The following is a 26240-nucleotide window of genomic DNA, read 5'->3' on the forward strand; positions in this document are numbered from 1 at the left end:
ATGATCGTCGCGCCAAATGCAGACTGTTTGTTGTATTCCTGAGCGGCGCGAATGATTGGGGATGTGAGATCGGATGTGACGATCTGACCAGCATCCTTTAGGCGCTGGGTGAAATCAACAAAGTCCGCGCGACCGTCGGTTGCCATTTCGGATGTCATTGCCCCATCAGCAACAGCATTTCGAATACCGTCTGCCGTGCGAACCACCTCGGACATCACAAGCCCGATGCTGGACCCGTCTTTGATTTCAGAAGATGGGATCATCGCCGAGACATTGCGGTCGATCACAAAGGGTTGGATCAGAAGCCACAAAATCATAATGCCAAAAGCTGGCACGACGATTTTTAGAAGAACATTTGCCCCATAATAGGATGGCAGTGAGTGCAAATCCCGAGCGTCTCCTCCAGCGCTGCTTAAAGCGCGAGTGCGGCCCAGGATGTAACCGAGTGCTGACACAGCTAACACGATTATGACAAGCCAAGAAAGTGGCATCCGTCCCCCAGAAGATTTAGTAAATTTAAGCCGCTTATAAGCGACCGTTAAGACATTAAAAAGGGGCGGGGCAAATCCCCGCCCCCTCTATTTTAACCCTAAGGGTTAATTAGTTGGTCATTGCACCTTCAGCAGCAACGTTGCCTTGAGTGTCCGCCAGTTCTGGGTCGGAAACCAGACCGTACTGTGCCAGTGGGCCTTCTGGACCTGCCAGCTCATCAGAGATGAAGAACTGAGCGTATTCTTTCAGGCCAGGAACAACACCGATGTGCGCTTTCTTGACGTAGAAGAACAGTGGGCGAGAAACTGGGTATTCAGCAGAAGCGATGGTTTCAGTGGAAGGAACAACGCCTGCCATTGTCGCAACTTTCAGCTTGTCTGTGTTGTTCTCGTAGAACGCCAGACCGAATACGCCGATGCCGTTTGCGTTTGCGTCGATGGATGCCAGTGTTTCTGTGTAGTCACCGTCGATGTCGACTGCGCGGCCATCAGACATAACTTCCAGACATGCATCTTCTGCATCGTCTTCAGACATGCCAGCTGCCATCATCGCTTCGAATGCGCCAGTTGCTTCACAGCCAGCTGCAACAACTTTTTCTTCGAAAACTTCACGGGTACCGTGCTTAGTACCTGGGATGAAGGCCAGGATGTCTTCGGAAGGCAGGTCAGCGTTGAAGTCAGACCACTGCTTGTATGGGTTATCAACCAGCTTGCCGTCGACCATTACTTTTGGTGCCAGCGCGTTGAAGATGTCGGACTGTGTGAAAGCAGTGTATGCTGGGCCGTCTTTTTGAGACGCGAATACGATGCCGTCATAACCGATGCGAACTTCGATGATCTCGGTAACGCCGTTTTCAGCACATGCTTTGATTTCTTTGTCACGGATTTTGCGGGACGCGTTCGCCACGTCTGTGTGCTCTGTGCCAACACCTTGGCAGAAGCGCTTCAGACCAGCAGAAGAACCACCGGATTCAACAACTGGTGTTGGGAAGTCGGTGTTTTCGCCGAACGCTTCAGCAACGATGGAAGCGTAAGGAAGAACTGTGGAAGAACCGGCAACTTGCACTTGGTCGCGTGCAGCGGCAGATGTGGCAGCAACGGCAGCGATCGCCAGTGCGGAAGCAGTCAGTTTTACAGACATAGATTTTAACTCCTGAGTGTTCGAGCCGCTGTTTCGCGGCTTCGATGCACGACCTAAAGTCTCTGCACAACGCTTTTGTGACACCTATGTAACGGTTTTATGACAGTCCATCTGAAACGCCGAAACTTCTTAATTTTTTCTTTAGTTCCGGGGCAGAATGACTGTGAAAGTACTGCCCTGTCCAAGGGTGCTTTCGATCTTAATGCGGCCTCTGTGGCGAGCAACAATATGTTTTACAATCGCAAGGCCTAGTCCCGTACCGCCCATCTCTCGCGAACGATGAGAATCGATACGGTAAAATCGCTCCATCAGGCGGGGAATATGAACATCTTCAATACCTGGCCCTGTATCTTTGACTGCGATACGCAACGCCGGTTTGCGCAATGTTGGGTCTTTTTCCACTTCTTCGATGGTCACAGCGACAGTTCCTTGCTCCCCACCGTATTTCACACCGTTCTCGATTAGGTTCGTGAACACTTGGATCAACTGATCCCGGTCGGCCGGCAAAGTGACCGGGCGTTCCGGCTTTTCAAAGATCAGCTCGTGGCCCTTGGTGGTCGCCACATCCTGAAGATTGCGAATGACCGTAGACAGAATATCTCCAATATCCTCCGGATCACGCGGGCGCATGCGCGCTTCTTCCTCAACACGGCTCAGGGAGAGAAGATCGCCAACCAGTCGGTTCATGCGATTGGCTTCAGCTGCCATGATGTTAAGAAACCGCTCTCGCGCGCCTTCATCATCCTTTGCTGGCCCGCGCAGCGTTTCGATGAAACCAAGCAGTGCCGTCAAAGGGGTTTTCAGTTCGTGGCTAACGTTGGCGACAAATTCGCGGCGAATTTCGCCGGCCTGTTCCACATGTGTGATGTCTTGAAAGCAGGCCAATACACCGGTGCCCTCGCCGGTCTTTACCAGCGAAAAGGTTACTTCAAACCGGGTTTCTTGTGCATCTTCTGTATGAATGTAAATGGCTTGTTGCTGCGCGCCCGTGCGCAGACATTTTTCGGCCGCTGCGTTAAAGCCCGGCTGGCGAAACACCAAAACCATCGCGCGGTTTTCCGTCGCGTTGGGCTGGAGCGCCGCAGCCTTTGCATTCGCGCCAACAACACGTGCATCCGCACTGATGAACACCGCTGGAAGCGGAATGCCATTCAAGAGAGAGTTGATCATAGAGCGGCCCAAACACCTTTTAAGTCAATTGCGCCGCAGACTTGTGGAAAGCCTTCAAAATGTAAAGACCGTTAGCTGATCGGCTTCAGACCTTCGCGAAACCTGCGCATATAGGTCTGATAATTCAGCGCACTTTTCCGCAATCCTTCGATGGCACTGTCGTCCAATTGACGGATCACCTTGCCCGGCGCGCCCATCACAAGAGAGCCATCGGGGATCTCTTTGCCTTCCGTGACCAAGGCCCCTGCCCCAATCAGACAGTTTTTGCCGATCTTAGCCCCGTTCATCACGGATGCGCCCATGCCAATCAATGTGTTGTCGCCAATGGTGCAACCATGCAGCAACGCTTTGTGACCGATTGTGCAGCCAGCACCGATGGTCAGCGGATAGCCCATATCTGTGTGAAGAACACAGTTTTCCTGAATATTGCTGCCAACCCCTAAATGGATGACTTCATTGTCACCGCGAAGCGTAGAGCCGAACCAAATCGAAGCCGCCTCTTCCACAACGATCTTTCCGATCACATTGGCATCCGGCGCGATCCAAGTGTCTTCGGCGATTGTCGGCGCGATGCCATCCAAAGTGTAAAGGGTCATTGGCCATCCTCGAATTCTTGCTGCAATTGGCGCACATGCTCGACCAAATGCGGTTGCTGGATGCGTTTTAGCCGCGTCGCTGTCACGATTTGCTTCAGCTCAATTTCTGTCTGATCCAGGTCATCGTTGATCAGCACGTGGTCGTAGCTGCCCCAATGGCTGATCTCATCCCAGCTTTTCTGCATGCGTTTCGCAATGGTTTCGGCGCTGTCTTGGTTGCGGCTTTCAAGGCGACGGCGCAGTTCTTTGATCGATGGTGGCAGAATGAAGATAGACAAGGTGTGCTGACCAAGCGCCGAGTTTCGGATCTGCTGCGCACCCTGCCAGTCGATGTCAAAGAGAACATCTTTTCCGCCATCAATCGCCGTCTGAACCGGTGCTTTCGGAGATCCGTAGAAGTTCCCAAACACATGGGCATGCTCCAGCATGCCATCTTCTGCGACCGAGCTTTTGAAATCTGCTTCGCTCATGAAGTGATAATCTTCACCATCAACCTCGCCAGGACGTGGTTCACGGGTGGTGGCAGAGACAGAAAATTCAATCGTCGGATCCCAAATCCGCAGACGTTTGGACAAGGTTGATTTCCCAGCGCCCGATGGCGAAGAGAGAATTATCAAAAGACCGCGGCGATTTTGCATGATCACTTATTCCACATTCTGAACTTGTTCGCGCATCTGATCGATGACGGCTTTTAGGTCAAGACCAACCCGTGTCAGCTCTACATTCTGCGCCTTGGAACAAAGAGTGTTCGCTTCACGGTTAAATTCTTGCATCAGAAAATCCAGCTTGCGCCCGATTGGGCTGCCTTGACTGATCAGGCCACGCGCCGCATCCACATGCGCCTTCAGGCGATCTATCTCCTCGGTCACATCGGATTTCACCGCAAGCATCGCAAGCTCTTGCGCCACGCGATCCTCATCGGCGCCATCGGTGTTGTCCAAAACCCGTTGAAGATTTGAGCGCAGGGTCTCAGCCGTTTCCGCTTTGCGGGCTTCGGCAATTCCAGCAGCCGTCCCAGTCAGGGTTTCTATTTCTGAAATCTGCTCCAGCAAAACTTTCTCAAGCGCTACACCTTCAGTTTTGCGCATTTCAACGAAGCTTTTCAGCAGCTCAGGATAAGCTGCAATCAGTGCTTTCGCCAATGCTGCACTGTCCCCGTCTCCTGTGGCGCTTTCAAGCACGCCGCGCACGGCCAACACATCTGTTGCGTTGCTCGGTGATAGCGTATGACCCTGATCCAAAGCTTTTTGTTCGACTTCTGCCAATGCTGCCAGAACCGCATCCAACGTGCCGTGGTTTAGGGCCAAGCTCGCTGTTTCCTCGGCGCGTGAAACACGCAAGCTCAGTGTCATGGCGCCTCGGCTCACCGCCTTGGTTGTCAATGCACGCAGTTGCGGCTCCAGCCCTTCAATCCAGTCCGGAACGCGGAACCTAAGGTCCAGCCCCTTGGAATTCACGCTGCGCAATTCCCATGCCCAGCTATATCCTGCGGCGTCCCCTTTGCCCCCGGCAAACCCTGTCATGGATTGCAACATGCTCACTCTCCTGCGTTTTTTCCGTCTTAGCACTAAGCCCAAGCGGTTGACCATGTCTAAAGGAGGAAGGTCGGGTACAGGCGGGTTAACCAATTAGTAAGACTTCGCACCAATTTTCATTCAAATCTGCGATATTAATCTAACGGGAAGTATTCTCTGTGGGCGGAGCGATCCGTCCGAAACGAAGATGCCGGGGTCGAGTTTGAATTCGACGGGCGAAATTCACGTAGCGTGAGGAGACGCGTAGTGTTGAAAGGCATTTTGGGACAGTCAAAGGATCGCAGCTATAGCTTTCCACTTATCGCTGAGGTGGAAGCCTATTGGCAGAGATTGCGCCAAGGACGGTGCATTCCCAAACGCAGCGACCTTGTTCCTCGTGGCATACGCGGCGCTTTGCCGAATGCGTTTATCCTTAATGTTCCGGACCATGGGTCAGCGCGTTTTCGGATTGTTGGCTCACAAATATCATCATTGCGCCAGCGAGATCTAAACGGAAGTGCCGTATCTGATTTGATATCCGAGCCGCGCAAAGGGATCATTGATGATATTTTGGCGGATGTAACGGTTCTCCCGGCCAAGGCGCGGCTGAACTTCGCGCAGAATGAAAATGATGACCGCGTAATTGCCCAGATGGTGTTGCTTCCAATGACCAATGAGGCCGGACAGCTCAACCGTATCTTGGGGTGTTTGGATTTTCACCCGACGCTCGTTAGGAAAGCGTCGCCGCAGCTCTTGCACCCAACCGGAACGGTCGTCCGCTCTCTTGCGGTGAAATCTGAAGATAGGGTTCGACGGATGCGTCTGCCGAACTTACACCTTGTTTCCGACAACCAAATGAACCTGCCGCTACGTCCATCATCAAAAAGAACAGCCTTACGGCTTGTTGAAACCTAAGTTGGCATAAGCTCAATAAAAAAGGCGCACCCCATGGCGCGCCTTCTTCAAAAATTTTGAAAGCCTTAGCTTGCTTTCGCCGCAGGCGCTGAGTCGCGTAGGGATGAAAGCTCTTCCGCCACCAAGAACGCCAATTCCAAAGACTGGCTCGCGTTCAAGCGTGGGTCACAAGCTGTGTGGTACCGATCGGACAGGTCTTCCTCAGTAACGTCACGTACACCACCGGTGCACTCTGTCACGTCTTGCCCGGTCATCTCGAAATGCACGCCACCTGGGATTGTGCCTTCCGCTTTATGAACCGCGAAGAACTCCTGAACTTCGCGCAGAACGCTATCAAATGGACGGGTTTTGTAACCGGTCGCAGATTTGATGGTGTTGCCGTGCATCGGATCACAGGACCAGACAACATTCGCGCCTTCTTCCTGAACAGTCTTGATCAGACGCGGCAGGTGATCACCAACAGTGCCCGCACCAAAACGCGCGATCAAAGTCAGACGGCCCGCTTCGTTTTCAGGGTTCAGCTTTTCAAGCAGAACCTTCAGGTCTTCCGCTGTGGTCGTTGGGCCACATTTCAGACCGATCGGGTTTTGAACACCAGACAGGAATTCGACATGCGCGCCGTCAGGCTGACGGGTGCGGTCACCGATCCAAAGCATGTGGCCAGAACCTGCGAGCCACTTGCCGGACGTGGAATCAACGCGTGTCAGCGCTTCTTCATATTCCAACAACAGGCTTTCGTGGCTTGTGTAGAAGTCCACGGTGTGCAGGTCATGTTCGTTTTCGCTATCAATTCCAGCGGCTTGCATGAAGTCCAGCGCATCAGAGATACGGTTCGCCATATCCCGGAATTTCGCGGCTTTCTCGCTTTCGGTGAAACCCAGTGTCCAGCCGTGGATCTGACGCACATCTGCGTAACCACCGGTGCTGAAAGCACGCAGAAGGTTCAGTGTCGCCGCCGCCTGAGTGTATGCCTGCAGCATTTTTGCTGGATCAGGAATGCGGCTAGCGGACGTAAAATCGAGCTCGTTGATGATGTCGCCACGGTAGCTTGGCAGTTCCACGCCATCCACAGTTTCTGTCGGAGCAGACCGTGGTTTCGCGAATTGGCCTGCCATGCGGCCGACTTTCACAACAGGGACTTTGGCGCCAAAGGTCAGCACCATCGCCATCTGCAGCATCACTTTGAACGTGTCACGAATGTGGTCCGCGCTGAACTGATTGAACGCTTCCGCACAGTCCCCGCCTTGCAACAAAAAGGCCTCGCCGCGAGACGCGGCTGCGAGTTTGGCCTTCAGGCTCCGCGCTTCGCCAGCAAAGACCAAAGGCGGATAGCTTGCGAGCTTCGCTTCTACAGCGTTAAGCGCGTCCTGATCCGTATAGTCCGGCATCTGAACCCGGGGCTTCGCGCGCCAGTCAGATTTTTGCCATTCTGCCATTGTCTTTACTCCAATTGAATAAGCTAGTTTGTCCGCTAACAGTCGCGAACTGCCCTCATATGCCAAATATCGTGCTTGACGAAAACCCCGCAAATGCATCAAGTGATTTATCTGCGCAACTTTTGTTAGGTGAGAGCCAAGCCGCGTGTCCCAAGACTATGATTTCCCAGTCGAAGTTGAAACTTCTGACAAACCACCTCGTCGTTTCGTTTTTGTACTGCTCAATGAGTTCACTCTTTTTGCAGTCGCGAGCGCTGGCGAATGCCTGCGCGTGGCCAACCGGATGGCCGGAAAACACCTGTATCGTTGGGCTATCACGAGTGAGACCAATGAACCTGTGATGAGCTCCGCAGGAATCCCGTTCCCTGTCGATATTACCTTTGATGACGTGACAAAGGACGATACGCTTATCGTTTGCGGAGGCATGAATGTTCAGGCGAATTCCACACCAAAAACGCTGAACTGGCTGCGCCGGGAATCGCGCAAAGGTGCGACAATCGGATCATTCTGCGCCGGGGCCCATGCATTAGCGAAAGCTGGATTGCTAGACGGATACCGCGCGACGATCCACTGGGAAAACCAAGATGGATTCGTTGAGGATTTCCCCGAAATCAACCTTACCCGTTCCGTCTTTGCCATTGATCGCAAACGGTTTACCGCTGCAGGCGGCACCGCTGCAATTGATTTGATGCTGCGTATCATTGCGGATGACCACGGCACTGACCTTTCCAATGCGGTTGCGGACCAGCTGATTTATTCCTCAATCCGCACCGACCAGGATTTCCAACGCCTTTCCACACCAACGCGAATGGGGGTTCGTCACCCACGTTTGAGCATCGTGATTGAGATGATGGAGGAAAGCATCGAGGAACCCATCAGCCCAAGCGCATTGGCGGAGAGCGTGAATATGTCGACCCGGCAGCTTGAACGCTTGTTCCGTCGATACTTGGATCGCTCTCCTAAGCAATATTACATGGAACTGCGCCTTGCGCGTGCTCGGAACCTGTTGATGCAAACCAACATGAGCACCATCGATATTGCGATTGCCTGCGGGTTTACCTCTCCGAGTCACTTCTCAAAATGCTACCGAACCCATTACGGCGTGACGCCTTATCGTGAACGCGGCAGCCAAGGAACGGCTAAGAGCTAAGTCTGTTTATCGGGCGATCCGATAAACAGCGCCTCGATCGTCTGAAATAAACCAAATGCTGCCGTCAGGTGCTTGACGCACATCGCGGACACGTTTGGTTTCAGGTGATTTCAGGGCTTCGACCTCCTTTAGGTTCGCGCCGGAAAGCCTTGAAATATAATCAAACTTCAAGCTTCCGACAAAGATATCACCGGACCATTCGCTAAAGGTGTCGGCTTCATAAACCATCAAGCCTGACGGCGCGATTGACGGGTCCCAATAATGCTCGGGTTGCTCCATTCCCGTCTTTGATGTGCCCTCTCCGATCTTGCCACCAGAGTAATGAACGCCATAAGCAATCACCGGCCAACCATAGTTGTTGCCCTTCTGAACCAAGTTCACCTCGTCGCCGCCACGTGCACCGTGTTCAACGGCCCAAAGCCGTCCTCTGGAGTCAAAGCTCATGCCTTGCGGGTTGCGATGACCATAGCTCCAGATTTCCGGCTGAACCCCTGATAGCGACCCAAACGGGTTGTCCCGCGCAGGCGCGCCGTTGCGATCAATCTTCAATACGGATCCATTATGGTTGCTCCGATCCTGCGCCGATGGTCGATCGCCCCGGTCCCCGATAGTCACATAAAGCGCCCCATCAGGGCCTTCCGCCAAACGGCTCCCAAAATGACGACCACCCTGAGATCCTGCTGCGATTTCGAAGATCGTCGTCACATTGCTGAGTTGCCGGCGATCCACATCAAGATCAGCGCGCGCGACGGCAGTGCCACTGCCCCGGCTTTGGGGTTTGGAGTATGTCAGAAAGATCTGGCCGTTGGTTGCAAAGTCTTTTGGCACCAACACATCTAGCAATCCACCTTGCCCATCCGCTGCAACCTTTGGGAGACCGGTTAGTCGGTGTTTGTCACCACGACCATCCACAATAAAAAGCCGCCCTCTTCGTTCTGTTACCAAAAACTGATTGTTTGGAAGGAACCCAAGGGCCCAGGGGTTCTTAAACCCTGATGCCACCCTCTCAACCTTTAATTGTCCTAACGAGCTGTCCATAGATTGGGCAGCAGCCATTCCTGCCGACAAAAATATAATCAATCCAACGAATGCAGCGCGCATGAAAACCTCCTGTGTTGCCATCCATATTGGGGTCAAACAGTGTTGGGTAAAGACCAAAGCATCATTTGTGATGACGAGCATTTTTTCACCGCCGGCAACAGTTTATCGGTTCTCCGGCATATTGTTGCCAAATTTCTATCGCAGCCTATCCGATGGGACAGTGGGATATACGCCCGTTCCGTTGTGACTTGGATCTGAAAACAACAGCATAAGACAGGTTCAATGATGAGTATGAGGAGCAGCTAAATGCCTATTACAATGCAAAATGATCCGAAGCAGTCTTCTGGTTCGAGCCGTCCAACGCCGCCGGTAAAATCAGCACCGCAAAAGCCTGATGCCAAGAAACCGATCTTTTCGGATTGGGCGTCGATCTAATCCTGACAGACCCTGTCAGTTTTGTGTCATTTGTGATGTGACGCTTTGGTGATCCGTGATAGGCCAGACCAATGTCTACGCCCATCTCGTCGATCCGAAATCTTGGCCCAGCCATGGAAGAGGCCTGCGCACGCGCAGGCATACACTCGGCAGAAGAATTGCGCGAGATAGGTGCGGATGATGCTTACGCCAAGCTTCTGAAATCAGGCACTAAACCCCACTTCATCGGCTACTATGTTCTCGTCATGGCGCTTCAAGGCCGCCCATGGAACGATTGCAAAGGCAAAGAGAAAGCCGAGCTTCGCAAGCGCTTTGATATCCTCAAAGCTGGCAATGTGGATAAGGGGCGCTCAGAGTTGGAGCGGATGCTCAATCAGATCGGTGTGATTGAACGCCCCTTAGGTTAATCTATTGTTCGATCATATCCACGCGCGTTGCGTGGCGGCCGCCTTCAAACTCTGCGCTCAGGAACGCATCCACGATCTCAAGCGCCAGGCTTTCACCTATCACCCGTGCCCCAAGTGAGAGCATCTGCGCATTGTTATGGGCGCGGATCATCTTGGCAGAGAATGTATCGCTGCAGCCACCGCAGCGGATGCCCGGCACTTTGTTGGCCGCCATCATGATCCCCTGCCCGGTTCCACAAAGAATGATTCCAAGATCAGCTTCGCCATCAGCAATTTTTTGAGCGGCAGCCTGACCATGTAGCGGGTAATGGGTGCTTTCAGACGTCATCGGACCAATGTCGATGGCCTCATAACCCAGATCAGCAACGTGTTTGGCAATGGTCTTACGCAATTCGATATCAGCGTGATCGCTTGACAGGACGACGCGTGTTGGTGTGGTCATATTCATTTCCATTCAGGCAAAAGAAAAGCCGCCTCGCGAAAACGAGACGGCCTATCTTATTTCTCAGATCTCAGCGTGGCTTAGCCCACCAGCTCCAGACCGGAGAAGAAGTATGCGATTTCTACCGCTGCAGTTTCTGGCGCGTCAGAACCGTGTACGGAGTTTTCACCAACAGATTCAGCGAACTCTGCACGGATGGTGCCAGGTGCTGCGTCTGCTGGGTTTGTTGCGCCCATAACTTCGCGGTTTTTCAGGATTGCGCCTTCGCCTTCCAGAACCTGTGCAACGATTGGCGCAGATGCCATGAATTCGCACAGTTCGTCGTAGAATGGACGCTCTGCGTGAACTTTGTAGAACTCACCCGCTTGCGCTTTGGTCAGGTGGATGCGTTTTTGTGCGACAACACGCAGACCTGCTTCTTCAAATTTAGCGTTGATCGCGCCTGTCAGGTTACGGCGAGTTGCATCAGGTTTGATGATAGAGAATGTGCGTTCCAGAGCCATGGGACTACCTTCGGATAAAAGTTGAATTTGGCCGCGCAGTAGCATGTGAATTTGCGTTTGGAAAGCTTTTTGAATGACGCAATCGTCGAATGCGATTTTGGCCTATCATTTCATCTCAATCTAAGCGCATATTATGAATTAAGATATGGTTTCGAATTAAGTTAGATAATGTGACTTAGTTTGATTATGGAACTAAATATGAAATTCGAACTAAATTCAGAAAATGTACTTAGGTGTCTAGATATGATTGGCGGCAAATGGAAGCCCGCCATCCTTGCTGCCATACACCATGATGCAAATCGCTTCGGCGCGATGCGCAAGGCAATACCATCCATCACAAAGCAAATGCTAACCCAGCAATTGCGTGAATTGGAGCGTGATGGTCTGATTGATCGAGAGATTTTCCCAGAGATACCACCGCGAGTGGAATACACGCTGACGAAATACGGTAAAACTGCCCTTCCCGTGGTTCAGGCCATGCAGGATTGGGGTGAAGCGGATCTCGCAAAGCCCGATGCATCAGCCAAAGATCGCGACCAATTCATGCTCCCGCTCTAACGCACAAAACGACTGGCAAATGTTTGTGCCTTTCTGATTGACAAAAATCCCGCGCTCATAGAGTGCTCGGTCCATGCTACGTATTCAGGATATCTCCTATAAGGTCGAAGGCCGCTCATTGTTTGAGGGCGCTTCTGCCACCATTCCCACAGGTCATAAAGTTGGCCTGATTGGCCGTAATGGCGCGGGCAAGACCACGCTTTTTCGTCTTATTCGCGGGGAGTTAACCCTTGAGGGCGGTACAATCACCCTGCCCGACCGCGCCCGTATTGGCGGTGTATCGCAGGAAGTGCCCAGCAATGAGGTGTCGTTGATCAACACGGTGCTTGCTGCAGATACGGAACGCGCGAGCCTTATGGCAGAATCCGAGACGGCAACAGATCCCGCGCGGATTGCTGAAATCCAAACCCGGCTTGCCGACATTGATGCCTGGAGCGCTGAGGCACGCGCGAGCTCGATCCTTAAAGGGCTTGGTTTTGACGACGCTGATCAGCTGCGTCCCTGTTCGGACTATTCCGGCGGCTGGCGTATGCGTGTGGCCCTTGCTGCCGTTTTGTTTGCGCAGCCTGACTATCTGCTGCTCGATGAACCGACCAACTATCTGGATCTTGAAGGCGCGTTGTGGCTTGAGAACTATTTGGTCAAATACCCGCATACCGTTCTGATCATCTCGCACGACCGCGAGCTGCTGAACCGATCTGTCAACGCGATTCTGCATTTGGATGAGCGTCGTTTGACCTACTACACCGGCGTCTATGACCAGTTTGTTGCGCAGCGTAACGCACAGCGCGCTGTGCAGGCGGCAGCGGCGAAGAAACAAGAAGCGCAGCGCGCGCATCTGCAAGCCTTCGTGGATCGATTCAAAGCCAAAGCCAGCAAAGCTAAGCAGGCGCAAAGCCGGGTGAAGATGCTGGAAAAAATGACGCCCATTACTGCGCCCGAAGATGCGGCGCGGGTGGTCTTTACCTTTCCACAGCCTGATGAGTTATCTCCGCCAATCATTGCGACTGAAGGCGCATCGGTGGGATACGGGGAAACCATTGTTCTCAAAGGCTTAGATCTGCGAATTGATCAGGATGATCGCATCGCTCTATTGGGTAAGAATGGTCAGGGCAAATCTACCTTGGCAAAGCTTTTGTCCGGCCGTCTGGAAAAGATGGGTGGCAAATATAGCAAATCCAGCAAGCTCAAGATCGGCTTCTTTGCGCAGCACCAGGTGGACGAGCTTTACGTCGATGAAACCCCCATCCAACACCTGATGCGCGAGCGTGGCTATGAAGGTCAGGCCAAGATCCGTGCGCGATTGGCTGGCTTTGGTCTGGGGGCTGCACAGGCGGAAACAGAAGTCGGTCGCTTATCAGGCGGACAAAAAGCGCGTCTGTCACTGCTGCTGGCCACCCTTGATGCGCCGCAGCTTCTGATTTTGGACGAACCGACCAACCACCTTGATATCGAAAGCCGCGAAGCTTTGGTCGAGGCACTGACGGCCTATAAGGGTGCCGTAATCTTGGTCAGCCACGACATGCATTTGCTATCGTTGGTAGCTGACCGACTATGGCTGGTGAACAAAGGCACCGTCACCCCGTATGAAGAAGACTTGGCGGCCTATCGCAAACTCTTGCTGGCCACTGACAAACCAGCCGGGAATAAGGCTAAAGCTGCCAAACCCACCCCAAAGAAGGCGTCACAGGACACGATAAAGGCCCTGCGTGCTGAGGTGCGCAAATGTGAAGAGCGGATCGAAAAGATCTCTGCCATGGGCGACAAGCTGTCTCAGAAATTAGCAGATCAATCGCTTTATGAAGACGGCCGCATCGGTGAAATGGAAGTCTGGCAGAAGAAGTACAGCGAAGTGATGGAGGCGCAGGACCGCGCCGAGGCACTTTGGATGGATGCACTGGAAAAGCTTGAAAAAGCTGAAGGTTAAGAATTAGGGTCGCCCATGGATACTGCTTTTCTGATCACGTCTTTTGCGACGCTCTTTGTCATTATTGACCCGATTGGTTTGCTGCCAATTTTCATCGCTCTGACACCCGGTATGTCAGCCGCCCAGAGGCGCGCCATTGCCTTCCGCGCATGCGGAGTGGCCTTTGGCGTGCTCGCCCTTTTTGCGTTCTTTGGTGAAGCCGTGCTTGGGTTCATCGGCATTTCCATGCCCGCCTTCCGCATCGCTGGTGGCGCTTTGCTGTTCCTCACCGCGCTGGACATGCTCTTTGAACGCCGCACCAAACGGCGCGAAGATCAGGCCCATGAAGGTCAAGACAGCGACGAATACGATAGCTCCAGCGATCCATCAGTGTTTCCAATCGCGATTCCATTGATTGCGGGTCCGGGCTCGATCGCCACTGTTATCTTGCTTGGCGGCCAAGCGCCTGGCCTTCAGGGCACATTTGTGGTGCTGGGCGTCGCTTTGGCGGTGATCGTTTCCGCAATTTTGCTGTTCCTAGCGGGCAATATCTTAGAACGTGCCCTGGGCAAGGTCGGCATCAACGTCGTCACGCGCCTGCTCGGTATGTTGCTGGCCGCACTTTCCATTCAGTTCATCCTTGATGGGCTTAAAGCCTTTGGGTTTGCCTCGTAAACCTTTGATCCAATTCCTATATGGAGGTCAGGAGGCCCTATGGATCAAGTAGAGACAGGACATCTGATTTACCTCGTGGTGTTGACCGCCATGGTGGTGTTTTGGTTTTTTTCCGACATGCGTCAAAGCCTTGGCAAAACGCTGCAACATGCGGTGGCTTGGGGATTGATCATTCTCGGGGCTATTGCCGCTGTGGCCATGTGGGACACGATTGAAGCGGCGCTTTTTGGCGAACAGCAACGCTATGTTTACTCCGATAGTCCGTCGATTGAGATCCCGGTTCAGGCGGATGGCCACTATTATCTGACCGCAGAGCTAAACGGCAAAACCGTGGGTTTCGTTGTTGATACCGGCGCAACGTCGATCGTTCTAACGCAAGATGACGCGGCTAAGATTGGGCTTGATCCATCCAAATTGCGTTTCAATGGGATCGCGCGCACTGCGAATGGAACGGTTGCCACCGCAACAGCCATCGTTGATGAATTTGACGTCGGACCTTTTACGGATCGCTCGGTCCGTGCCGAGGTCAATCAGGGCGAATTGGATATCTCGTTGTTGGGAATGACCTATCTATCGCGCTACGGAGAGATCACGATTTCGGGCGGGAAGATGGTGTTATCTCGCTAATTTAAGAGCGCAGCTTATGCTGCTGACTTTTCGGCTTTTTTCTCCCATCGCCCACTCTCTTCAGACCAATATTGCGCCGCGCATCCAGCATCGGTCAGCGCTTTCCATTGGGTCCGCGCATGGGCAACAGCACTCTCATCCAAACCATCAAAGAGCACGCAAACCCGTTCTAGGTTTTGCACCTCATCGGCGCTGATCGCAGCACCATTTACGGTCATGATACAAGACGCCCCATTTGGGATTGCAGCGTCGGTTGTCAGCAAGATCGGCTGATGGGCATCATGGGCGCCACCCGCTTGGCCGTGGGGCAAGAAGTCATCATCCCGCCCCAACCACAGTTTTTGGTCCAAATGATCCAAATGCGCCGCATCTGTTCCTCTGACCACAATGCGCCAACCGGCCTCACGCGCTTTTCCAAGCAACATGGGCAAAGCCTGATCTAAGGCACTTTGGGTCAGATGGTAAAAATACGCAGCACCCATGGTGGATCACTCGGCGATCTCAAAGCGGTCAGACACCAACCGGTTCAGCGCCAAGACACCCCAACCAGAAGCGCCTTTTGGCGCGTATTTTGTATCGGTCTTGGTGCTTGCAACACCGGCGATGTCGAGGTGGATCCAAGGTGTGCCGTCTTGCACGAAACGGTGCAGGAATTCAGCGGCAGTGATGGAGCCAGCGGCGCGACCACCCACATTCTTGACGTCAGCGATGCGAGATTTCAGCTGATCGGCATAGGCTTTGCCCAATGGCATTTGCCATGCGCCTTCGCCTTCAGTTTCGGCCGCTTTCAGGAAAGCGCGTGCAAAGGAATCGTCATTGGAGAACACACCCGCGTTTTCATGGCCCAAGCCGATGATGATGGCGCCGGTCAATGTGGCCAGGTCGATCATGGCGGATGGCTTAAAGGTTTCCTGCGCATAATGCATAACGTCACACAACACCAAACGGCCTTCGGCGTCGGTATTGATGACCTCAATTGTGTCACCTTTCATGGACGTAACCACATCGCCCGGACGAGTTGCATTGCCGGACGGCATGTTTTCAACGAGCCCCACAAGGCCAACAACATTGGCTTTTGCTTTGCGAAGCGCGAGCGCACGCATGGTGCCGGCGACAACGCCAGCGCCACCCATATCCATGGTCATGTCTTCCATGCCGCCAGCTGGTTTGAGTGAGATGCCGCCGGTATCAAACACAACACCTTTTCCGATTAGGGCCAATGGCGCGCTATCGGCCTCACCACCCATCCATTTCATGACAACGACTTTGGAAGGGCTGACACTGCCCTGCCCGACGGATAGCAACGCTCCCATACCAAGCTCAGAAAGCCGGTCTTCTTCAAGCACTTCGACCTCAAGCCCGAGGCCTTCCATATCAACAAGACGATCCGCAAAGCTTTGCGTTGTCAGAACATTTGCAGGCTCATTCACCAAATCGCGGGTGAAGAACGCGCCTTCGGCAATTGCCAGTAACGGGCTTGCTTTCTCTTCGACTTCCGCAGGCTTTGTGACCATTACGGTCACAGCGCGCGCATCCTCTTCAGCGGCGGCTGTTTTATGGTCGGTGAACTCATAATCACGCAAAGCGATACCAAGGGCGACCTGCGCCGCTTTGGAGTGATTTCCCAAACATGCCAGTAGATTGGCTTTGCCACGGGCCTTGCCCAAGGCGACACCTGCCGCGCGTGCTTCGTCCTGAGTCGCACGCTTCTCTAGGCAGATCACATCGACAGCCTCAGCTGCCATACCCACCGGGTAAGCAAGAACACGCGCATCAGCCGCCTTCAATCCAGCCTCAATCATCCGCGCAATCGCGCCTTTTGTCAGACGGTTCACCCGGCGCGCGGCCTGATCCATGCGCCCATCCGGGGTCACAAGAACCGCGACACGGCCCACAAAAGTTGAGATTTCATCAATGTTCACATCTTGAAAGGTAATGGTGACGGGCTTGACCAAGTGACTGCTCCTTCGCTGTTGCTATAAGTCCTAGCGCGTTGGTCATATGTTGACCAGATAGCAGTTTTCCCTCTGGTGAATTTGCATTAAGGTCAGCGCTACGGATTTCTTGCCTGGGGGGCAAAGCGTGAGCAGATTCGACCGCTATTTGCTGTCGCAACTAATGATGCTGTTTGGCTTCTTTGCGTTGGTGTTGGTGTCCGTCTACTGGGTCAACCGTGCGGTCATTCTTTTTGATCGTTTGATTGCCGATGGCCAACCCATTTCGACCTTCTTCGAATTCACCATTCTGAGCCTGCCTGCGGTCATTAAGTTGATCTTACCCATCGCGACTTTCGCAGCGGCGACCTATGTGACCAACCGTCTGTCGACCGAAAGCGAGTTGGTGGTCATGCAGTCCACGGGTTTTAGCCCTTGGCGCTTGGGCCGCCCGTTTTTGATCTTTGGTTTATTGGTTGGCGCAATGATGGCCGCTCTGTCGCTGTTTTTGGTACCATTGAGCTCCACCCAGCTGGATCAACGAGAACGAGAAGTGGCAGAGAACGCAACCGCCCGGCTTTTAACTGAGGGTACATTTCTTGAACCCTCGCCTGGTGTCGTTTTCTACATTCGAGAGATCGACAGCAGCGGTGTTCTAAGTGACGTGTTCCTAGCGGATCATTCCAATCCAGATCAAACGGTCACCTATACGGCGACCGAAGCCTACCTGATTAAGTCCGAGAATGGTCCCAAACTGATCATGGTTGACGGTTTAGCGCAAGTTGTGCAGGCCAGTGATAATCGCCTTTTTACCACCAACTTTGCTGATTTTACTTATGATATCAGTGGTTTTCTCTCTCAAGGCTCAAACCGTCGGAAGACCCTTGAACGGGCGAGTACCATGGAGCTGCTGACTGAGGGCGAAGAACTGGCTGCTCTGCTCAATTTGCCAAATGGCTGGATCAAAGCAGAGCTCCATGGTCGCATCACGCAAATTTTCATGTGCGCGATCGCGGCGATGGTTGGTTTCGCGACCCTTCTGCTCGGGGGATACAGTCGTTTTGGGGTTTGGCAGAATATTGTCTACGCCTTTATGATTTTGATCCTATTGGAAGGCATTCGAAATGGTGTGACCGATCCCGTGCGGAAAGATGAGGGCATCTGGCCGCTTATGTATCTACCACCAGCGATTGGCACGGCTGTTGTCGTAGGTATGCTGTTCTCTAAAACGAGAACCTTTCGCAGGCGCGGGGTTCCGGCATGACACTTTACTTTTATTTCGCGCGAAAATTTCTGTGGGCTTTCCTCGCATTGACCGGTGTTTTCGCTGCCATTCTGTTGTTGTTCGATTTGGTCGAGCATCTCCGTAGGTTTGACACCTCGACAGTAGGTTATGTGGCGATCTTCGAATTGATGTTGTTGAACATGCCAAAAGAACTTTATCAGATCATTCCGTTGATCATGATCCTAAGTTCGCTGGTGTTGTTCCTCAATTTAGCCCGCAGCAGTGAGCTTGTTGTCACCCGCGCCAGCGGACGCTCGGCATTAATATCGCTGTTGTCACCAGTAACCGTTGCACTTTTTATCGGCCTTTTTGGGGTCACAACTCTTAACCCGATCGTTGCAGCAACGACAAAACGTTACGATGACCAAGCGGCAGCCATTAGAAGCGGTGGCGGGAATGTACTTACATTCTCCAGAGACGGGATTTGGTTGCGGCAAGGCGGAGATACCGGCCAGACTGTTATCTTTGCCGAGGGAGCCAATCACGATGCGACGTCTTTGCGAGGCGCAATCTTCGTTACATTTGGCGATGGCACGGGCCCCGTGCGCCGGATACACGCAGACACCGCGCAATTAACCGATGGCGAATGGCGGCTGACAAACGCAAAAATCTGGCCACTTGCTATGGGAATAAATTCCGAAGCAGAATCCGAGGTCGCTGCTGAACTTGCCTTGCCGACCAGCCTTACTGCAGAACAAATTCGTGACGGTTTCGGCAAACCCCGCACGGTGTCCGTTTGGGAGCTCCCCAGACTAATTAATCAATTGGAAGACGCGGGCTTTTCGGCACGGCGTCATACCATGTGGCTGCATATGGAATTGGCGCAGCCGATTTTCTTGATCGCAATGGTGCTCGTCAGCGCTGCATTCACAATGCGCCATACGCGAATGGGTCGCACCGGGCTCGCTTCGCTTCTCGCGACCATGTCAGGCTTTGGACTCTACTATGTGAGGAACTTTGCTCAAATTCTTGGGGAGAATGGGCAAATCCCTATTGAACTCGCTGCGTGGACACCGCCTATTGCAAGTGTGTTTCTCGCACTTGGGTTATTGTTGCATATGGAAGACGGATGACGGGTTTGACGGCTAGAATATCAGCGCGCAACCGAGCATGGTTGGCGGCCATATCCATTGCGACCCTGACTGCGACGATGACAGTCCCCGCTCAGGCTCAGGACCAACGCGATGAACAAGTTATCCTCGTAGCTGACTCTGTGTTCCTGCAAGCCAATAATCTTTTGACTGCCACGGGCAATATTGAGGCGTTTTACGGCGACACCAAACTCACAGCCTCTAAAATCATCTACGACGGTGCAACTGATACGATCTCTATAGAAGGGCCGATCGAACTTACTGGTCCAGATGGCTTTCAGGTTTTTGCGTCAATGGCGGAGCTGGACGCTGATCTGAAGAATGGATTGATCAAGAGCGCTCGGCTGGTCTTAAACGAACAGCTCGAGGTCAGAGCGCAGGAAATGCGGCGCGTGAATGGTCGCCGATCTGAATTGCATAAAGCCACGGCTACATCATGTAAAACCTGCGAAAATGGAGAGCCCCCGCTTTGGCAAATCCGCGCGAAAAAGGTGACGCATGATCAAGACGAGCAACAGCTTTATTTTGATCAGGCGCAGTTTCGCGTTTTTGATGTTCCAATTTTTTATGTTCCCCGTCTGCGATTGCCGGATCCAACCCTAGAGCGTGCAACCGGATTTCTCATTCCCAGCATTAGGGCGCGGTCTCGTTTAGGGACTGGTATTCGCATTCCATATTTCATCGCCATAGGGGATCACAAAGACCTGACTCTGACGCCATATATCGCAACGAATACGCGAACCCTCGAATGGGGTTATCGGCAGGCCTTCCGAAACGGCGATATTTCCTTTGAAGGCGCAATTTCTAAGGACGACTTTAGCGGATACGACAGTCGGGCTTATGTGTTTGGATCCGGACAGTTCGATCTTAAGCGCGATTACAAACTCAGCTTTCAGATTCAGCGCGTATCCGACGCAAGCTATTTGCCGGACTACGACTACTCAAGTCAGGACCGCCTTAGCAGCGACATAACGATTTCGCGTGTCAATCGCTCTGAAAACACTCAACTTTCGATCACCAATTTTGAGACGATCCGGACAGGCGAAGACAATGAAACAATTCCTTCATGGGTTGTGTCAGCGAGAAAACAGAAACGATTCAGCCCCGCTTTGATTGGCGGCGAAGCATTGTGGGAATTGGAAGCACATAGCCACTACCGGATTTCATCGGCTGATACCGTTGGGCGCGATGTGAATCGGGTGAATGCCGCAATTGATTGGCGCAAGAATTGGGTGTTTGGGTCTGGATTGGAGTTGGGGACACAAGCGGGCATGGCGCTGGACGTCATCGACACGCACCAAGACAGTACGGTGAGCGACCGAAGCTATATGGAACTCACACCATCCACGTCAGTCACCTTGCGATATCCGTGGATCAAGCGCGCGGGGAATGGCGCGACCTATGTCGTCGAACCCATCGCGCAGGTCGGCTGGAGCGGTGGTACCCTGCGCGCTGGTAGCCCAAATACGATTGCAAATGACGAAAGCACTCGCGTTGAGTTTGATGAAGGCAATCTGCTGTCTTTGTCTCGTTTCCCTTCCGACGACCGCCGCGAACATGGTTTTGTTGCAGCCTGGGGGCTGAATTGGAGTCGATTTGCAGAAGATTGGTCCACCCACCTTACATTTGGCCAAGTGGTGCGGGACGAAACACATCCGGACTTCACCGCAAGCTCCGGGCTTCAGTCCACGACTTCGGATTTTCTTGTTGCCGCAAAATTCGAAAACGCGTCTGGATTGCAATTTAGTACACGCGCTTTGATCGATGGAATCGAAGGATTAAACAAAGCTGAAGCACGCGGTGGCTGGCACAATGATAAACTCGCATTGGACGCGACATACATCTGGCTTGATGGGGATCTTGAAGAAGATCGACCTAATGACCTTTCCGAATGGAATTTTGATGGGTCATACCGCATGGGCCAACATTGGACCGGATTGGCCAACTGGCGCTACGACGTGGCGAGTAGAGCGACGGCTGAGGCAGGGGTCGGCGTCCAATATCGCAACGAATGTGTGAAAGCGAAATTTGAAGTTTCACGTCGATTTACATCGTCGTCTGCGGTACAACCAGCCACGGATTACAGCTTTCTAGTTGAAATTCTCGGCTTTTCGTCGAAAACAATAGATAAAACCTATGCGCGGACGTGCAACTAGACGGCAGGATGAGGCTAAAATGAAGTTCAGAGCTTTGATTTTCGGTGCATTGACCATGAGCGCTGTTGGATTGGCACCTGCGGCTTTGTTGGCACAAAGCCTTTTTGGTCCTGCTGCGACTGTGAATGACTCAGTGGTCACCAACTATGAAGTCGATCAGCGCGCAAAGTTTTATAAGCTGATCCGCCGCCTTGGGAACCTTGAGAAACTTGCGCTTGAAGATCTGATTGAAGATCGCCTGAAATCCCAAGCCGCAAGTTCCATCGGCATCGAAGTTGACCAAAATCAGCTTGAAGCCGGTATGACTGAATTTGCAGCACGTGCCGATCTTAAAACACCCGAATTCATCAAAGCGATTGCCTCGGAAGGCGTTGATGTTCACACATTCCGGGATTTTGTACGTACCGGTCTTCTTTGGCGCGGCGTTGTACAGGCGCGTTTTCAGGGCCGTGTACAGATTTCCGAAGCTGAGATTGACGCGGCACTTGGCAGTTCGGGTCAAGCAGGTCTGAGGGTTCTGCTCTCGGAAATTATCATTCCGGTCACACCGCAGACCGAAGAACAGGTACGCGATCTGGCCAACCAAATCAGTGAAATCAAATCCTACCGCGATTTTGCGGAAGCCGCGCGTCAATACTCTGCATCGGGTTCGCGCAACAATGATGGACGCCTCGAATGGCTCCCTCTGACGCGCCTGCCAGGACCTTTGCAGCCCGTCATTTTGGAACTGAAACCGGGTGAAGTCACCGCTCCTCTTGAATTAGAGGGCGCGATTGCTGTTTTCCAAATGCGCGGTATCGAAGAGGTGCCGGTCAAAAAGGCAGCAATCGCTGCAATCGAATACGGCGTGTTGCGCTTGCCGGGTGGTCGTAACCCGGAGACGATTGCCCGAGCAGAAGAAATTCGAGGCAATATCGACACCTGCGATGATCTGTATGGTGTGAATTTTGGTGGCCCAGAAGAGGCGCTCGCCATTGAAGCGCGTCAGCCTTCCGAAATCCCTCGTGGTGTTGCTTTGGAACTGGCGAAACTCGACCGGCATGAAGTGTCCACTGCCCTGACATCTCAGGATGGCAGCCAGCTGCTCTTCATCATGATGTGTGGCCGCACAGCGACTGTGAACGAAGAAGCGACCCGCGAAGACGTTTTGAATGCCCTACGCAACCGCCGTCTCAACTCCTATGCAGACGGCTATCTGGAGCAACTGCGTGCAGACGCGGTGATCGAAATCAAATGAACACACCCTCTTCGTCAGCGCCCATCGCGTTGACTTGTGGAGAGCCTGCAGGCGTTGGCTTAGAACTCGCTGAAGCGGCTTGGTTAAGGCTGAAGGGCGAGCTGGTTTTCTTTTTGATTGCGGACCCAGCGCATCTTACAGGCTCTGCCCCGGTTCAGATGATCGAAAGCCCTGCTGAGGCCGCTGCGGTGATGCCAACCGCCCTGCCCGTTTTACCGCATCAATTTGCTGGCAAAGCGACCAAGGGCACTCCTGATCCGGCCAATGCTCAGGGTGTGATCGATGTGATTGCACGAGCTGTCGATTTTGCGACGACTGGTGAGGCGTCGGCAGTCTGCACGGCACCTATTCACAAGAAAGCCCTGAAAGACGGTGCTGACTTCCGCTGGCCCGGGCATACTGAATACTTGGCCGACCTCGCCGGTGTGGATCAGGTAGTTATGATGCTTGCGAGCGACGAGCTGCGCGTGGTGCCCACAACGATCCACATTGCGCTCTCTGAGGTACCCGCCGAACTTACGCAAGACCTGCTGCGCCGCACCATTGAGATCACCGATATCGATCTGAAAAAATACTTTGGTATCAAAAATCCTCGCTTGGCGGTCGCCGGGCTCAATCCACATGCAGGTGAAGGCGGTGTGATGGGGTATGAAGATGCAACCGTCATTGCGCCGGTGGTCTCGGAACTGGTTTCAGAAGGTTATGATCTAAACGGGCCTCTCTCTGCTGACACCATGTTTCACGCCCGCGCGCGTCAGTCCTATGATGCAGCAATTTGCATGTATCACGACCAAGCGCTGATCCCGATCAAAACCTTGGACTTTGATCGTGGGGTGAACGTCACTTTGGGCCTACCTTTCATTCGCACGTCTCCCGACCATGGCACTGCTTTTGACATAGCTGGCAAAGGTATTGCCAATCCAACGAGCACCATCGAAGCGCTCCGCTTAGCTGCAAAAATGGCCAAGGCGCGCGAAAAAGCGGTTGTGGCTTAGGGGCGTTCTGGCCCAAAAGGACCTATGGCCGGTATTGATACACTCCCTCCGCTGCGCGACGTCATCGAAACTCATGGCATCGCTGCGCGTAAATCCCTTGGGCAAAACTTTCTGCTCGATCTCAACCTGACCGCAAAAATTGCCCGTCAGGCGGGGGACTTGAGCGAATGTGATATTCTTGAGATCGGTCCCGGTCCGGGGGGCTTGACCCGTGGTCTGCTGGCTGAAGGTGCACGCAAAGTTCTGGCGATTGAAAAAGACGAGCGCTGCATGGCGGCTTTGGCTGAAATTTCAGAGGCTTATCCGGGGAAGCTCAACGTCATAAATGGCGACGCGCTTGAGGTCGATCCGATGGCACATTTGACGCCGCCCATTCGAGTGGCCGCCAATCTGCCCTACAATGTGGGCACTGAACTCCTCGTCCGTTGGCTGACACCAAAAGAATGGCCGCCCTTCTGGCAGAGCCTCACGTTGATGTTCCAAAAAGAAGTGGCGGAACGCATTACCGCCCAGCCCGGCAGCAAAGCCTACGGACGTTTGGGTATCCTCGCCCAATGGCGAACCGATGCGCGCATCGTCATCAACCTGCCGCCAGAAGCCTTCAGCCCACCGCCAAAAGTCAGCAGCGCAGTCGTCCATCTCAAAGCACTGGAAAAGCCGCGTTTTGACGCTGACGCTGCAGTGTTGTCGAAAGTCGTGGCCGCAGCGTTCAATCAGCGCCGCAAGATGTTGCGCTCATCGTTGAAAGGCGTCGCGAGCGATATGGAAGATCGTTTGGTGGCTGCGGGGATCAAGCCAACGGATCGCGCGGAAGTGGTGCCGCTAGAGGGGTTTTGTGCCTTGGCTCGGGAGGTGGCAAAAGGTTAAAACAGACCCAAAATTGGGTCTGTTTGGGCTTTAGATCTTCTAACTAAGTAGCCGGGTTTGGCGCTTCCGAGTTGGCCTTTTTCCAAGGTGGCGTCTCGCCGCTCTCAAATTTTTGTTTTGGCTTCGATGCATTTTTGAAGCGTACCAATGCAAACATGTTGAAGAAGTGCATGCCACCGAGAAACAGGACGGCCATACCAACCTTCGTACTGACAAATTCGACAGAACTCACCACGTCGTGTGGACGCTGACCATATTCCAAAGCAACGGTAACAAATCCGATATTAACCAGATAGAAGCCGACCAAAAGTAAATGGTTGACGGAGTCGGCAAGCTGTTCCCTGCTCTTGAATGCATCAATAAGGAACATATGTCCGTTCTTGCTTAATGTACGTCCAACTAAGACCGTCGCGACAAGGCTGATCGCGATGTAAGCAGCATAGGTATATAGCATATTGAAATCTCCATAGGGTTTAGTATATTTAGTTAAGTAGCTAATTATCTATCGCATCGATTAGTTAATTAGTCAATTAGCTAATTGGAGAAATTCAAATGGATAGCGTATTTCAGGCCCTTGCGTCCGCTCCCCGCCGCAAGATTTTAGCCTACTTGTCGTCCACCGACCTGACTGCCGGCGAAATAGCGGAACGCTTTGATATGTCTAAACCCTCGATTTCCAAGCATTTAAGCGTCTTGGAGGCAGCTGGACTGATAAAAGGCACCAAGAAAGGTCAATTCGTGACCTATTCATTGATTTCAGAGAACATCACCAACGTTTTGAACGGATTTGTTCAAGATGTTTGTCCGGTTTCACGCCCACTTAAGAAGGAAAGTAAAGAAATTGCCGAAGGAAAATAGGGCGATACCTGAGTTGAAATTGCACGGCACCACCTGTTCCATGTTATGATAAGAGCGCAACAACTGATTGGTAAAAAAATGGCCCACGGTTAGCGGGCCAATATAAATTTAAAATTCTGACGTTTCTTTATTCTGCAGCTTTGGTTTCTGCTTCGGCAGGTGCATCCGCCTTAGGCTCTGCCTTCGGCTTGCGCGGTCGCCGCTGTTTCGGCGCCGGTTGCTCGCCACTTTCGGCGTCTGCATCTTGCTTTTTAGGACGGCGCGCTCGTTTCGGCTTTTGACCAGCCTCTGGCGTTTCCACTAGACCGTTATCGTCATCGCCACCAATTACATCCAGACCCGCATCCGATGGTTGATCCGCCTCGGCAGGATCAACAGCCGCGGTCGGCTGGTTGCTTTCGCGTTCCTGGCGTTCCGCGCGCGCTGCGCGTTCACGATCCCGCTCTGCTTGGCGTTCGCGGTTCTGACGCTCTTGTTCTTCGCGTTTGGCTTCCATTTCACGCTGCGCTTCGCTCAGCATCCGCAGATAATGTTCTGCGTGTTGTTGGAAGTTTTCAGTTGCAACACGGTCGTTGCTCAGCTGCGCATCCCGTGCCAGCTGGTTGTATTTGTCGATAATCTGTTGCGGCGTACCGCGCACCTTGCCTTCCGGACCGTTGCTGTCAAACACACGGTTTACGATATTGCCGGAAGGACGGTTGTTGCGGTTATTTTTATTCCGCGAACGGGATTTCTGAGATCTCATATTTGGAAGTCCAGCCCTGGATTCACTGCTTATGATGACCTTGCAGGTGCCTCATGCACATCGCG

The 26240-nt window shown here is 52.9% G+C and carries 29 protein-coding genes; 15 read left to right on the forward strand and 14 right to left on the reverse strand.

All coding sequences use genetic code 11. The features are described 5' to 3' along the window. The 6 genes from TA5113_RS14825 to TA5113_RS14850 form a co-directional block, all read right to left on the reverse strand. Window positions 1-491, reverse strand: a 491-nt coding sequence (locus TA5113_RS14825) for a phosphate ABC transporter permease family protein (RefSeq protein WP_181949476.1), incomplete at its 3' end; no start/stop codon positions are given. A gap of 109 nt (window positions 492-600) precedes the next feature. Further along, window positions 601-1632, reverse strand: a complete 1032-nt coding sequence (locus TA5113_RS14830) for a substrate-binding domain-containing protein (RefSeq protein ID WP_058316078.1) — start codon at window positions 1630-1632, stop codon at window positions 601-603. Between the two features lie 141 nt (window positions 1633-1773). Continuing rightward, window positions 1774-2802: a sensor histidine kinase gene (locus tag TA5113_RS14835; RefSeq protein ID WP_058316077.1), complete on the reverse strand. Its 1029-nt coding sequence runs from the start codon at window positions 2800-2802 to the stop codon at window positions 1774-1776. Window positions 2803-2873: 71 nt separating this feature from the next. After that, the gene (locus tag TA5113_RS14840) at window positions 2874-3398 is read right to left on the reverse strand and encodes a gamma carbonic anhydrase family protein (RefSeq protein ID WP_058316076.1); all 525 of its coding nucleotides are present in this window, start codon (window positions 3396-3398) and stop codon (window positions 2874-2876) included. Continuing rightward, entirely contained in the window at window positions 3395-4036 is a 642-nt protein-coding gene (gmk, locus tag TA5113_RS14845) for a guanylate kinase (protein WP_058316170.1), read from the reverse strand. The genes TA5113_RS14840 and gmk overlap by 4 nt, the downstream gene beginning before the upstream one ends. 6 nt (window positions 4037-4042) lie before the next feature. Further along, complete coding sequence (locus TA5113_RS14850; RefSeq protein ID WP_058316075.1) at window positions 4043-4933, reverse strand: YicC/YloC family endoribonuclease; 891 nt, start codon at window positions 4931-4933, stop codon at window positions 4043-4045. Between the two features lie 246 nt (window positions 4934-5179). Between TA5113_RS14850 and TA5113_RS14855 the strand changes: the two genes are divergently transcribed. After that, window positions 5180-5827, forward strand: coding sequence for a PAS domain-containing protein (locus TA5113_RS14855; protein WP_058316074.1), 648 nt, complete (start codon window positions 5180-5182; stop codon window positions 5825-5827). A 65-nt stretch (window positions 5828-5892) separates the two neighbouring features. Here TA5113_RS14855 and TA5113_RS14860 read toward each other — a convergent pair whose 3' ends face one another. After that, window positions 5893-7263 carry a class II 3-deoxy-7-phosphoheptulonate synthase gene (locus TA5113_RS14860; RefSeq protein ID WP_058316073.1) on the reverse strand — a complete coding sequence of 457 codons (1371 nt, stop codon included), beginning with the start codon at window positions 7261-7263 and terminating at the stop codon, window positions 5893-5895. Window positions 7264-7408: 145 nt separating this feature from the next. Here TA5113_RS14860 and TA5113_RS14865 point away from each other — a divergent pair, with 145 nt between their 5' ends. After that, window positions 7409-8413 carry a GlxA family transcriptional regulator gene (locus TA5113_RS14865; RefSeq protein WP_058316072.1) on the forward strand — a complete coding sequence of 335 codons (1005 nt, stop codon included), beginning with the start codon at window positions 7409-7411 and terminating at the stop codon, window positions 8411-8413. A 6-nt stretch (window positions 8414-8419) separates the two neighbouring features. Here the strand turns inward: TA5113_RS14865 and TA5113_RS14870 are convergent, their stop codons facing one another. Further along, on the reverse strand, window positions 8420-9514 hold the full coding sequence (locus TA5113_RS14870; protein WP_058316169.1) for a PQQ-dependent sugar dehydrogenase: 1095 nt from the start codon (window positions 9512-9514) through the stop codon (window positions 8420-8422). A gap of 246 nt (window positions 9515-9760) precedes the next feature. On the opposite strand from TA5113_RS14870, the gene TA5113_RS17255 reads away from it, so the two are divergent. After that, entirely contained in the window at window positions 9761-9889 is a 129-nt protein-coding gene (locus TA5113_RS17255; RefSeq protein WP_258953933.1) for a hypothetical protein, read from the forward strand. A gap of 71 nt (window positions 9890-9960) precedes the next feature. Further along, window positions 9961-10296, forward strand: a complete 336-nt coding sequence (locus TA5113_RS14875) for a TfoX/Sxy family protein (protein WP_058316071.1) — start codon at window positions 9961-9963, stop codon at window positions 10294-10296. 1 nt (window position 10297) lies between these two features. Here TA5113_RS14875 and rpiB read toward each other — a convergent pair whose 3' ends face one another. Further along, window positions 10298-10738 (reverse strand): ribose 5-phosphate isomerase B, encoded by a 441-nt coding sequence (rpiB, locus tag TA5113_RS14880; RefSeq protein ID WP_181949477.1) that lies wholly within the window; start codon window positions 10736-10738, stop codon window positions 10298-10300. Between the two features lie 80 nt (window positions 10739-10818). After that, window positions 10819-11241 (reverse strand): nucleoside-diphosphate kinase, encoded by a 423-nt coding sequence (ndk, locus tag TA5113_RS14885; RefSeq protein ID WP_058316070.1) that lies wholly within the window; start codon window positions 11239-11241, stop codon window positions 10819-10821. A gap of 198 nt (window positions 11242-11439) precedes the next feature. Between ndk and TA5113_RS14890 the strand changes: the two genes are divergently transcribed. The 4 genes from TA5113_RS14890 to TA5113_RS14905 all read left to right on the forward strand — a co-directional run bounded on the left by TA5113_RS14890 (window position 11440) and on the right by TA5113_RS14905 (window position 15007). Beyond that, complete coding sequence (locus TA5113_RS14890; protein ID WP_220387215.1) at window positions 11440-11799, forward strand: winged helix-turn-helix transcriptional regulator; 360 nt, start codon at window positions 11440-11442, stop codon at window positions 11797-11799. A 73-nt stretch (window positions 11800-11872) separates the two neighbouring features. Beyond that, a complete protein-coding gene (locus tag TA5113_RS14895; RefSeq protein ID WP_058316068.1) occupies window positions 11873-13726 on the forward strand; it encodes an ABC-F family ATP-binding cassette domain-containing protein in 1854 nt (617 codons plus the stop codon). Window positions 13727-13741: 15 nt separating this feature from the next. After that, window positions 13742-14380 (forward strand): MarC family protein, encoded by a 639-nt coding sequence (locus TA5113_RS14900; RefSeq protein WP_058316067.1) that lies wholly within the window; start codon window positions 13742-13744, stop codon window positions 14378-14380. Window positions 14381-14419: 39 nt separating this feature from the next. Then, window positions 14420-15007 carry a retropepsin-like aspartic protease family protein gene (locus TA5113_RS14905; protein ID WP_058316066.1) on the forward strand — a complete coding sequence of 196 codons (588 nt, stop codon included), beginning with the start codon at window positions 14420-14422 and terminating at the stop codon, window positions 15005-15007. A gap of 14 nt (window positions 15008-15021) precedes the next feature. Here the strand turns inward: TA5113_RS14905 and TA5113_RS14910 are convergent, their stop codons facing one another. Beyond that, window positions 15022-15489, reverse strand: coding sequence for a DNA polymerase III subunit chi (locus tag TA5113_RS14910; protein WP_058316065.1), 468 nt, complete (start codon window positions 15487-15489; stop codon window positions 15022-15024). 6 nt (window positions 15490-15495) lie between these two features. After that, window positions 15496-16962, reverse strand: a complete 1467-nt coding sequence (locus TA5113_RS14915) for a leucyl aminopeptidase (protein WP_058316064.1) — start codon at window positions 16960-16962, stop codon at window positions 15496-15498. A 127-nt stretch (window positions 16963-17089) separates the two neighbouring features. Between TA5113_RS14915 and lptF the strand changes: the two genes are divergently transcribed. From lptF to rsmA, 6 genes are read left to right on the forward strand one after another with little or no spacing between them, the layout of a single operon-like run. Further along, the gene (lptF, locus tag TA5113_RS14920; RefSeq protein WP_058316167.1) at window positions 17090-18205 is read left to right on the forward strand and encodes an LPS export ABC transporter permease LptF; all 1116 of its coding nucleotides are present in this window, start codon (window positions 17090-17092) and stop codon (window positions 18203-18205) included. Then, on the forward strand, window positions 18202-19299 hold the full coding sequence (gene lptG, locus TA5113_RS14925; RefSeq protein WP_058316063.1) for an LPS export ABC transporter permease LptG: 1098 nt from the start codon (window positions 18202-18204) through the stop codon (window positions 19297-19299). The genes lptF and lptG overlap by 4 nt, the downstream gene beginning before the upstream one ends. Then, window positions 19296-21473, forward strand: coding sequence for an LPS-assembly protein LptD (locus TA5113_RS14930; RefSeq protein ID WP_058316801.1), 2178 nt, complete (start codon window positions 19296-19298; stop codon window positions 21471-21473). The genes lptG and TA5113_RS14930 overlap by 4 nt, the downstream gene beginning before the upstream one ends. Before the next feature lie 19 nt (window positions 21474-21492). Beyond that, entirely contained in the window at window positions 21493-22710 is a 1218-nt protein-coding gene (locus tag TA5113_RS14935; protein ID WP_058316166.1) for a peptidylprolyl isomerase, read from the forward strand. Then, a complete protein-coding gene (gene pdxA / locus TA5113_RS14940; RefSeq protein WP_058316061.1) occupies window positions 22707-23705 on the forward strand; it encodes a 4-hydroxythreonine-4-phosphate dehydrogenase PdxA in 999 nt (332 codons plus the stop codon). The genes TA5113_RS14935 and pdxA overlap by 4 nt, the downstream gene beginning before the upstream one ends. A 24-nt stretch (window positions 23706-23729) precedes the next feature. Then, a complete protein-coding gene (gene rsmA / locus TA5113_RS14945; protein WP_058316060.1) occupies window positions 23730-24572 on the forward strand; it encodes a 16S rRNA (adenine(1518)-N(6)/adenine(1519)-N(6))-dimethyltransferase RsmA in 843 nt (280 codons plus the stop codon). Between the two features lie 43 nt (window positions 24573-24615). Here the strand turns inward: rsmA and TA5113_RS14950 are convergent, their stop codons facing one another. Further along, entirely contained in the window at window positions 24616-25026 is a 411-nt protein-coding gene (locus TA5113_RS14950; protein ID WP_220387216.1) for a hypothetical protein, read from the reverse strand. A gap of 98 nt (window positions 25027-25124) precedes the next feature. Between TA5113_RS14950 and TA5113_RS14955 the strand changes: the two genes are divergently transcribed. Then, window positions 25125-25430, forward strand: a complete 306-nt coding sequence (locus tag TA5113_RS14955; protein ID WP_058316059.1) for a metalloregulator ArsR/SmtB family transcription factor — start codon at window positions 25125-25127, stop codon at window positions 25428-25430. Window positions 25431-25557: 127 nt separating this feature from the next. Here the strand turns inward: TA5113_RS14955 and TA5113_RS14960 are convergent, their stop codons facing one another. Next, entirely contained in the window at window positions 25558-26175 is a 618-nt protein-coding gene (locus TA5113_RS14960) for a DUF4167 domain-containing protein (RefSeq protein WP_058316058.1), read from the reverse strand. Between the last annotated feature and the right edge of the window lie 65 nt (window positions 26176-26240).

It is taken from the genome of Cognatishimia activa (assembly GCF_001458335.1).
In the GTDB taxonomy this organism is placed as follows: Bacteria; Pseudomonadota; Alphaproteobacteria; order Rhodobacterales; family Rhodobacteraceae; genus Cognatishimia; species Cognatishimia activa.

Coding starts and splice junctions, on each gene's coding strand:
- TA5113_RS14890 (WP_220387215.1), top strand. CDS start 11,440: ATGAAATTCGAACTAAATTCAGAAAATGTACTTAGGTGTCTAGATATG.
- TA5113_RS14905 (WP_058316066.1), top strand. CDS start 14,420: ATGGATCAAGTAGAGACAGGACATCTGATTTACCTCGTGGTGTTGACC.
- TA5113_RS14910 (WP_058316065.1), bottom strand. CDS start 15,489: ATGGGTGCTGCGTATTTTTACCATCTGACCCAAAGTGCCTTAGATCAG.
- TA5113_RS14875 (WP_058316071.1), top strand. CDS start 9,961: ATGTCTACGCCCATCTCGTCGATCCGAAATCTTGGCCCAGCCATGGAA.
- TA5113_RS14850 (WP_058316075.1), bottom strand. CDS start 4,933: ATGTTGCAATCCATGACAGGGTTTGCCGGGGGCAAAGGGGACGCCGCA.
- TA5113_RS14840 (WP_058316076.1), bottom strand. CDS start 3,398: ATGACCCTTTACACTTTGGATGGCATCGCGCCGACAATCGCCGAAGAC.
- ndk (WP_058316070.1), bottom strand. CDS start 11,241: ATGGCTCTGGAACGCACATTCTCTATCATCAAACCTGATGCAACTCGC.
- TA5113_RS14955 (WP_058316059.1), top strand. CDS start 25,125: ATGGATAGCGTATTTCAGGCCCTTGCGTCCGCTCCCCGCCGCAAGATT.
- TA5113_RS14835 (WP_058316077.1), bottom strand. CDS start 2,802: ATGATCAACTCTCTCTTGAATGGCATTCCGCTTCCAGCGGTGTTCATC.
- gmk (WP_058316170.1), bottom strand. CDS start 4,036: ATGCAAAATCGCCGCGGTCTTTTGATAATTCTCTCTTCGCCATCGGGC.
- TA5113_RS14860 (WP_058316073.1), bottom strand. CDS start 7,263: ATGGCAGAATGGCAAAAATCTGACTGGCGCGCGAAGCCCCGGGTTCAG.
- TA5113_RS14930 (WP_058316801.1), top strand. CDS start 19,296: ATGACGGGTTTGACGGCTAGAATATCAGCGCGCAACCGAGCATGGTTG.
- rpiB (WP_181949477.1), bottom strand. CDS start 10,738: ATGACCACACCAACACGCGTCGTCCTGTCAAGCGATCACGCTGATATC.
- TA5113_RS14895 (WP_058316068.1), top strand. CDS start 11,873: ATGCTACGTATTCAGGATATCTCCTATAAGGTCGAAGGCCGCTCATTG.
- TA5113_RS14935 (WP_058316166.1), top strand. CDS start 21,493: ATGAAGTTCAGAGCTTTGATTTTCGGTGCATTGACCATGAGCGCTGTT.
- TA5113_RS14900 (WP_058316067.1), top strand. CDS start 13,742: ATGGATACTGCTTTTCTGATCACGTCTTTTGCGACGCTCTTTGTCATT.
- pdxA (WP_058316061.1), top strand. CDS start 22,707: ATGAACACACCCTCTTCGTCAGCGCCCATCGCGTTGACTTGTGGAGAG.
- TA5113_RS17255 (WP_258953933.1), top strand. CDS start 9,761: ATGCCTATTACAATGCAAAATGATCCGAAGCAGTCTTCTGGTTCGAGC.
- lptG (WP_058316063.1), top strand. CDS start 18,202: ATGACACTTTACTTTTATTTCGCGCGAAAATTTCTGTGGGCTTTCCTC.
- TA5113_RS14960 (WP_058316058.1), bottom strand. CDS start 26,175: ATGAGATCTCAGAAATCCCGTTCGCGGAATAAAAATAACCGCAACAAC.
- TA5113_RS14830 (WP_058316078.1), bottom strand. CDS start 1,632: ATGTCTGTAAAACTGACTGCTTCCGCACTGGCGATCGCTGCCGTTGCT.
- rsmA (WP_058316060.1), top strand. CDS start 23,730: ATGGCCGGTATTGATACACTCCCTCCGCTGCGCGACGTCATCGAAACT.
- TA5113_RS14950 (WP_220387216.1), bottom strand. CDS start 25,026: ATGCTATATACCTATGCTGCTTACATCGCGATCAGCCTTGTCGCGACG.
- TA5113_RS14870 (WP_058316169.1), bottom strand. CDS start 9,514: ATGCGCGCTGCATTCGTTGGATTGATTATATTTTTGTCGGCAGGAATG.